The sequence below is a fragment of the Corynebacterium sp. 32222D000AT genome, assembly GCF_053546955.1.
The window spans coordinates 24,298-31,619 of record NZ_JBPPVW010000021.1; the positions used below are offsets into that span (position 1 = coordinate 24,298).

The 7,322-nt window shown below is 64.1% G+C and carries 10 protein-coding genes; 3 read left to right on the forward strand and 7 right to left on the reverse strand.

Annotated features, from left to right (window positions below):
* Nucleotides 1-20: 20 nt before the first annotated feature.
* Entirely contained in the window at nt 21-1,217 is a 1,197-nt protein-coding gene (locus ACEE23_RS10305) for a sensor histidine kinase (RefSeq protein WP_368520030.1), read from the reverse strand.
* Between ACEE23_RS10305 and ACEE23_RS10310 the strand changes: the two genes are divergently transcribed.
* A complete protein-coding gene (locus ACEE23_RS10310) occupies nt 1,216-1,803 on the forward strand; it encodes a DUF2020 domain-containing protein (RefSeq protein WP_368520031.1) in 588 nt (195 codons plus the stop codon). The genes ACEE23_RS10305 and ACEE23_RS10310 overlap by 2 nt on opposite strands.
* Nucleotides 1,804-1,817: 14 nt before the next feature.
* Here ACEE23_RS10310 and ACEE23_RS10315 read toward each other — a convergent pair whose 3' ends face one another.
* A complete protein-coding gene (locus tag ACEE23_RS10315; RefSeq protein WP_448872702.1) occupies nt 1,818-1,970 on the reverse strand; it encodes a hypothetical protein in 153 nt (50 codons plus the stop codon).
* Between the two features lie 5 nt (nt 1,971-1,975).
* A complete protein-coding gene (locus ACEE23_RS10320) occupies nt 1,976-2,722 on the reverse strand; it encodes a class E sortase (protein ID WP_368520033.1) in 747 nt (248 codons plus the stop codon).
* Between the two features lie 69 nt (nt 2,723-2,791).
* Here ACEE23_RS10320 and yidC point away from each other — a divergent pair, with 69 nt between their 5' ends.
* Entirely contained in the window at nt 2,792-3,901 is a 1,110-nt protein-coding gene (gene yidC / locus ACEE23_RS10325; RefSeq protein ID WP_448872700.1) for a membrane protein insertase YidC, read from the forward strand.
* 12 nt (nt 3,902-3,913) lie between these two features.
* Here yidC and ACEE23_RS10330 read toward each other — a convergent pair whose 3' ends face one another.
* The 4 genes from ACEE23_RS10330 to ACEE23_RS10345 form a co-directional block, all read right to left on the reverse strand.
* Nucleotides 3,914-4,522 (reverse strand): TetR/AcrR family transcriptional regulator, encoded by a 609-nt coding sequence (locus tag ACEE23_RS10330; protein ID WP_368520035.1) that lies wholly within the window; start codon nt 4,520-4,522, stop codon nt 3,914-3,916.
* Nucleotides 4,523-4,595: 73 nt separating this feature from the next.
* Nucleotides 4,596-4,862 carry a GlsB/YeaQ/YmgE family stress response membrane protein gene (locus ACEE23_RS10335; protein WP_368520036.1) on the reverse strand — a complete coding sequence of 89 codons (267 nt, stop codon included), beginning with the start codon at nt 4,860-4,862 and terminating at the stop codon, nt 4,596-4,598.
* A 170-nt stretch (nt 4,863-5,032) separates the two neighbouring features.
* The gene (locus ACEE23_RS10340; RefSeq protein ID WP_368520037.1) at nt 5,033-5,929 is read right to left on the reverse strand and encodes a universal stress protein; all 897 of its coding nucleotides are present in this window, start codon (nt 5,927-5,929) and stop codon (nt 5,033-5,035) included.
* 82 nt (nt 5,930-6,011) lie between these two features.
* The gene (locus ACEE23_RS10345) at nt 6,012-6,149 is read right to left on the reverse strand and encodes a hypothetical protein (protein ID WP_368520038.1); all 138 of its coding nucleotides are present in this window, start codon (nt 6,147-6,149) and stop codon (nt 6,012-6,014) included.
* Between ACEE23_RS10345 and ACEE23_RS10350 the strand changes: the two genes are divergently transcribed.
* Nucleotides 6,148-7,128: a pseudouridine synthase gene (locus tag ACEE23_RS10350; RefSeq protein ID WP_448872697.1), complete on the forward strand. Its 981-nt coding sequence runs from the start codon at nt 6,148-6,150 to the stop codon at nt 7,126-7,128. The genes ACEE23_RS10345 and ACEE23_RS10350 overlap by 2 nt on opposite strands.
* Nucleotides 7,129-7,322 lie beyond the last annotated feature (194 nt).

The window sequence follows — 7,322 nt, forward strand, 5'->3', positions numbered from 1 at the left end:
AACACGTATCCTCCGAAAGTTTAATCTACCAAGGGAACGCTAACAGATACAGCCGTGCCGCACCCAGGCGTGGATTCCACCGAGATCGTCCCGCCGAGTTCCTCCGCGCGGCGCTGCAGGGCGCTGAGCCCGATGTGCCCCAGCCCGGCTGGCCGGTCACGGACTTCCTCCGGGTCGAAGCCGCGCCCGTTGTCCACCACATCGAGGCGGACCTCGTCGTCCTCGTAGGTCACGGTCACCCGCGCCCTACTCGCGTGCGCGTGCTTGACGACGTTGCCCGCCGCACCCTGGGCAATGCGCAGCAGCGCGGCCTCGACCTTCATCGGCAGCTGGCGGGTCTCGCCGTCGGTCTCGACCTCCATCTCCAGCTCGCCAGTGGCGGCGTAGCCCTCCGCCATGCGCTTGAGCGCGCCCGCCAGGGAGGTCTCCGACAGGCCGGCCGGCTGCAGCGCGGCGATCATGGCGCGGGCCTCCTTGAGGTTCTCGGCTGCGGTCGAGCGCGCCAGGTCCATGCGCTGGCTGGCGCGGACCGGGTCCTCGCTGGCGATGTCGCGCTGCGCGGCGTGCAGCAGCATCTGGATGGAGGACAGCCCCTGGGCCAGCGTGTCGTGGATTTCGTGGGCGATGCGCTGGCGCTCCGCGCTGATGCCGGCCTCGCGCTCGGTCTGGGCCAGTTGCGCGCGCGTCTCCACGAGCTCGGCGATGAGCTCCTCGCGCTCCAGGTTGATGCGGTGGAGCGTGTCGAAGGCGTAGTAGATGGCGATGGTGACCACCGCGGAGACCCCGGGGCCCATGATGCCGCCGAAGGTCAGGCCATCGGGGATCTGCACGACCACGGAGATCACCCCGGCGACTATCACCATGATGACGCCCCAGAACATCGACAGCACGCGCAGGTAGAGGAAGAACAGGCTAAAGACCAGGTAGATGCCGGCCGGGGCGATGGTCAGATCCAGCACCCACAGGGCGGTCAGCGCGGCCAGCCACAAAAGCTTGACCGTAAACGGCCAGAGGTGCATGTAGATGGAGCCGGCGAAGTAGACGGCGGCGAAGGCAGACAGCAGCACGAGGTTCGCGGCGGCCTCGCCCAGCGGCATCCGCACGGAGGCGAAGATGGCGATCACCAGCAAGGTGGCGGTGAGGATGTGGATGCCGTTGCGCAGGACATCCGCATCGCTCAGATTCTCCGCGGATGGGTGCTCTAGACTGGTACTCATGCCCAAAAGCCTACTTCCCGCCGTGCTCATCGTGGCGCTGGGCCTCGCGGCCTGCAGCGCGTCCAGCGACGCGCCGGAGAGCGACGACCCGGCCCAGCCCGCCGCCGAGCAGCCGGCCAACAGCAGCGACACCGCCCCGGAAAACCCAGCGGCCGAGCAACCCGGCGACGGCCTGCCGGTGGACGCCACGGCCGAGGCGACCGAGCCCGGCGAATGCCCCTACCTGGACGGCCAGTGGCTGGCCGAAACCAACGGCCAGCGCCTGACTGATCAGGCCATCGACCCCCGGTTTTCAACGCCCGCCTGCATCTTCTGGTCCTACCCGGAGGACCCCCAGGCGACCGTCATCGTCCGCGAGATGCCCGACCGCGACGCCGCCATGGACGTCGTGGACTGGGCCGCGCCCGTCGATGCCACGGAGCTCGCCGAGTTCGACGGCTGGTCCGGCGGCCGCGGGGTCCTGGGCGACCAGGCGGTCTTCGCGGTGCAAAAGGACAACCGCGCGGTAGTGGTCTGGACTAACCAGCTGCAGACCGTCAAGGCCGAGTCCATCGCCCGGGAAGCGATCACCAACCTCGGTCTCTAGGCGGCGAGGCGGGCCTAAACAGAGACGCCGTTGTACGGCATCAACGGGGAGATGGCCGGGAAGACGACCTCCATGAGGAGGAAGAACACGCCCACGGCGATGGCGATAGCCAGCAGCACCTTCACGGGGGTAGGCCCCGGCAAGAGGTTCCAGAGTGCTCGGTACATGGTTTCTATTCCTCCTCCATCGCGGCCGGGCGCGTTGGGCTCGAGTCTACTTTCATCGCGTGGACGATCATCCGCTCCGCGTTCGAGAACTGCGGGTGGCAGGTGGTCAGCGTCAGCAGAGCCTCGGTGGGCTCCGGCCCGCCCTCGGTCGCGACCCCGGGGATGGGCGCGATAACGCCGATATCCCCGGGCAGCGTGATGTGGCGGCCGGGCGCCCCGGCGTACTCACCGCCGTAGATCTTTTCTTGTTGTTCCGGCGTGAAGCAGTCTGCCTGCTGCCCGTCGATGGGCAAGACCCGGTAGGTCACCCACTCGCCCCCGGTTTCGATGACGATGGCGTCGCAGGTTTCCAGCTTGCCCAGGTCGTTGAAGGGCGCGCCCTTGCCCACGCGGTGGCCGGCGACGGCGAAGTTGCCGTTCTCGCCCGGCATCTGGCTATCAACGTAACGCCCCGGGCCCTTGAGCAGGTCGTCCTCGTCGGTGCCTTCCAGGATGGCGAAGTGGTAGTCGGAACCGAAGCTGGGGATATACATCCTCGCAAAGGCCTCGCCCAGCTCCGGGTGGAGCTTGCCGCGCGGGTTGGTGCGTTCGTTCCAGCGCTGCTCCAGGTGCTGGTTGGCCTCGTCCTGGAGCTCGGCGGACTTCAGGTTGGTCCAATAGGCCTCATAGAAGGCGAACAACAGCAGCAGCACCCCGACGGTCATAAAGAGTTCTCCCATAACCTGCTGCCAGCTGGGGCGCGTGTGATTCATGCGCAATAGTGTAGCGCCTGTAGGCTAGATCTGCCTCATTCACCAGAGACTGCGGAAAGGCCTGCGCGCATGCTGACTATCTTCATGTACCCCGTGTCCGGAATCATGAAGCTGTGGCACTTCATCACCCACAGTTTCCTGGATGACCAGACCGCGTGGTTGGTCTCCATCGTGCTGCTCGTCTTCACCATCCGCGGGCTGATCGCGCCGCTGTCCTGGTCCTCGGTGAAGATGGGGCGCACCGGCGCGCTCATGCGCCCGGCCAAGCGCGACATCGAGCGCCGCACCGAGGAAGCCACGACCATCGAGGAGTTCAAGGCCCTCCAGGTCGAGACCGAGGAACTGAACAAGAAGTTCAACTACCGGCCGCTCATCGGCTGTATCCCGCCGCTCATCATGATGCCCTTCTTCCTGGGCCTCTACCAGGTGGTGCTGCGCATGGCGCGCCCGTCGACGGGCGACACCGTGGGCCTGCTCAGCGCCGAGGAGGTCGAGGCCTTCCGCGAGACGACGTTTATGGGCATCCCGCTGCCGGCCTTCGTCTCGATGCCGCACGATTGGGCCGCGGAGCTCGGCATCACCGGCGAAGAAGTCCGCCACGTCATCATGCCGTGGCTCATCGCCGCGCTCATCTTTACCACGGTGAACATGATGATCACCGGCTACCGCGCGTTCTTGACCACGCAGTTCGACCAGAAGGTGCCGCGGCGCATGTTCTACTTCGTCGTGATCATCATCCCGTTCGTGCCGTTTATGCTCTGGCACCTGGCCATGACCGCCCCCATCCCGGTGGCCATCATCTTGTACTGGGCCTGCACGAACCTGTTCACCCTGTGCCAGACGCTGGTCTTCGAGGTTTTCCTGCGGCGCCGGATGCCGCTGGGAACCGACGTCCACGAGCTGCGCCGCCAGAGCTGGAAGGACTTCCGGGCCAACCGGAAGAACAAGCCGAACCGCGCGGAGAAGAAGGAAGAAAAGGAAAAGAAGCAGGCCCGGCGAAAGATGCAGCAGCAGGCCAGCCGCGAGCTCATGGCCGAGCGCCGCGCCGCGCGGGAGGAAGCCGAGGGGCAACAGGGGGCATCGGCAGCCGGCAATGCGGAACCGGTGGAGGCCGACGCCGCCGAGACCTCCCCTGCCCCCGAGGAAGATATAGAAAAAGGCCCCCGGGAAGGGGCCTAGCGAAACCAAGCCTTAGATGGAGTAGTCCGCCGGCGGGGCCGAGAGCATCTCCTGAGCCAGGCTGCGGGCGGTCTTGAGCGGGGTGACGTCGCGCTCGAGGCGGGCCCCGGCGAGCCCGCCGTCAAGGAAGATAAGCAGCTGGCTGGCCTGCGCGTCCGAGGGGTAGCCGTTCTTCTCATTGAGCAGGGCGGTCATGGTGGAATGCATCCAGCGGCGGTGCTCCAGACAGGCCGCGACGATGCCGTGCTCGGACTCCGTCTCCGGGCGCGGGTATTCGCCGGCGGCGTTGAGGAAGTGGGAACCGCGGAATTCCTTGGCCGGCTCCTGCTCGATGGCCATGTCGTAGAAGGCCAGGATCTTCTCCTGCGGATCCTTCGCGTTGGCGGTTCGCTCGTTCCACTCGGCGCGGTACTGCTCGTCGAGGTTTTCCAAGTAAGCGATAACGAGCGCGTCCTTGGAACCGAAAAGGGAGTACAGGGATGCCTTGGCAACGTCCGCCTCCCGGAGGATGCGGTCGATTCCGATGACCCGAATACCTTCCGTAGTAAACAGGCGGGTGGCGGAGTCGAGAAGTCGATTGCGCGGGCTCGGACGGTTCCGACGCGATTTCTTTTCTGCCACGGCTATCCTTTCCACAAACAAAAACCGGTTCATCTACACAATATAGACGAACCGGTTTGTATGCGAATTTAGATTATTCCTTCTTGCTGCCCCCGCGGATCATGCCGACGATCCACAGCAGGATGCAGGCACCGGCGGTGGCCGTAATAATCTGCAGGAAGATGTTGCTCGGGTTGCCCTGGTTGATGAGCGACAGGATGCCGCCACCAATCAGACCACCGATGACACCGACGATCAGGTTAGTGACCAGCCCGTGATCCTTCTTCATAATCTTTTCTGCCAGCCAGCCGGCGATGATACCGACGATGATGGACATGAAAAAGCCCAGTCCCAGTCCCATAATATTCCTTCCAAAAGAACGCTTGACTTCGTAATTTACCGTTGGCGGACCCAGATAGTTGCCCGCCTACTTCCCATTGTGCCCGTTAAAACAGCAAAAAGCCACAGATGCCCTGTCATAATTTCGGGCAACTATGGCTTAATAGCTTTCGCCTAGGCTGAACGCTCAGGCTACTCGGAGTCGGGGCGCACGACCATCATCGGGCACGGTGCGGACTGCAGCAGCGCGCGGGAGGTCGAGCCGAGCAGCATGCCCTTGAAGCCGCCGCGGCCGTGAGAGCCGACGACCAGCAGCTGGGCACCCTCGGAGTTATCCGACAGGGCGCGGACCGGGCGGTCGCGGGCGATGACCTTCTTGACCGGCACGTCCGGGTACTTCTCCTGGAACGAGGACAGGCGCTCAGCCAGCAGCTCGCCCTGCTCCTTCTCGACGTCTGCCCACTCAGCCTGGGCGGCGGACAGGCCGGCCAGGGAGGCCTGGACCTGCATGTCCATCCAGGTGTGGACGGCGACCAGCTCGGAGGAGCGGGCGTTGGCTTCCTGGAAGGCGTACTCGGTGGCCTTCTGGGAGACCTCGGAGCCATCCACACCGACGACGACCGGGCCGTACTTGTTGACCTCGTTGACGGCGTTGTCGTCGCGGACGACGACCACCGGGCAGGCCGCGTGGGAGACCACGGAGGCGGAGACGGAGCCCATCACCATGCCGGACAGGCCGCCCATGCCGCGGGAGCCCATGACGATCATGGTGACGTCGTGGGACATCTCCAGCAGCATGTCGATGGGGGAGCCCTCAGCCACGGTGTGGCCGATCTTCAGGTCGGGGAAGGACTCGTGCGCGATGGCGCGGGCTTCCTCGATCTTCTCGAGGGTCTCGTTCTGCAAGTCGTCGTAGAGCTCCTTCGGCGGAACCATGCCCTCCGCGTAGAGGAACTGCGGCATGGTGTAGCTGGAAGCAATACGCAGCGGGATGCCACGCTTGGTGGCGGTGTTAGCCGCCCACCGAACGGCGTTGTGAGAAGCCTCGGAGCCATCTACTGCAACGACAACAATGTCTTCTTTAGTCATTATCCTTAGTCCTTTCTCCGGTGGGCCTTACACCACCAATTATAGCCGGTTATAACAACTTACGTGCGCGGCTAACCCCGAACTAGTCGATGATATGAGCAGCTTCGGAATTGGCCGGGAACAGCAAGGTGTACAAGCCCACCAGTACGTCGCGGAGAACGGCTCCGATACCATTGGAGGAAAATTCCAGAGCCGGCGCGAGGAGTGCATCAAAGTCCATGTCACAAAGGATAGCCCATCATCGGAAGGGATACAGCCCGTTAGGGATACAAAATGGACTAAACCCCGCCCGCGTGCGGGTACCGGAAGGCGGCATCACGGCATGGGACTTCCTCGCACACGTCATCACCAGCCAGCGCCACCGCCACCCGGAAGACGATGCCGCCGCTCTCCAGCGCCGCTTCGACGACCAGGCCGTCGTGCTCCGCGATGCCACCGTCCTATCCCCGAACTCCATCCTCCGCGCCGGCCAGGACGTCTATTTCTACCGCATGCCGGCTGAGGAAGCCCCGGTACCCTACGACATCCCCGTCGTCTACGAGGACGACAACCTGCTGGTGGCCAACAAACCACCGTTTATGGCGACGATGCCCCGCGCCCGCCACATCGTGCAGACCGCGACCGTCCAGCTGCGCCGGACAACCGGCATTGATGAACTGGCCCCCGCCCACCGCCTGGATCGGCTCACCTCCGGAATCCTGTTATTCACCAAGCGCCGGGAAATCCGCGGGGCCTACCAGACCATGTTCGCCGAGCGAAAGGTCCACAAGGTCTACCAAGCCATCGCCCCCGATGTTGGAATCCAACCCGGAACCGTCTGGCGCAGCCGGCTGGAGAAAACCCCGGGCGAAATCCAGGGCCGAATCGAGGAAGGCGAGCCCAACGCCGAAACACATGTCGTCAAAGTCGAGCCAATCACCGACAAGACCGCACTCGAAGCCATCCATGGGTCCCAGCCACCATTGACGCGCTATACGCTAGCTCCCACCACCGGGAAAACGCACCAGCTCAGACTACATCTATGGGCCGCCGGCGCGCCCATCCTCGGCGATCCCATCTACCCGGACATCCTCCCGGAGGACGCCGAAGACTTCCGCGTCCCCATGCACCTGACCGCCACGCAGCTCAGCTTCACCGACCCGCTCGATGGCACCGAGCGCAGCTTCGAGGCCGCGCCGATCGACCAACGGCTGGACTAAACATCACAAATCGGCCCGGAGCACAGCCCGTGGATCGCAACGGGGATCGAAAAAAGGGAGGGTTTCCGACCTATGGCCGGGAACCCTCCCTTAATGGTTATTGAATTATGTGTTGTTGTTTGGTGTCGGCGGTAACCTACTCTCCCACAACCTCCCGGTTGCAGTACCATCGGCGCGACGCAGGCTTAGCTTCC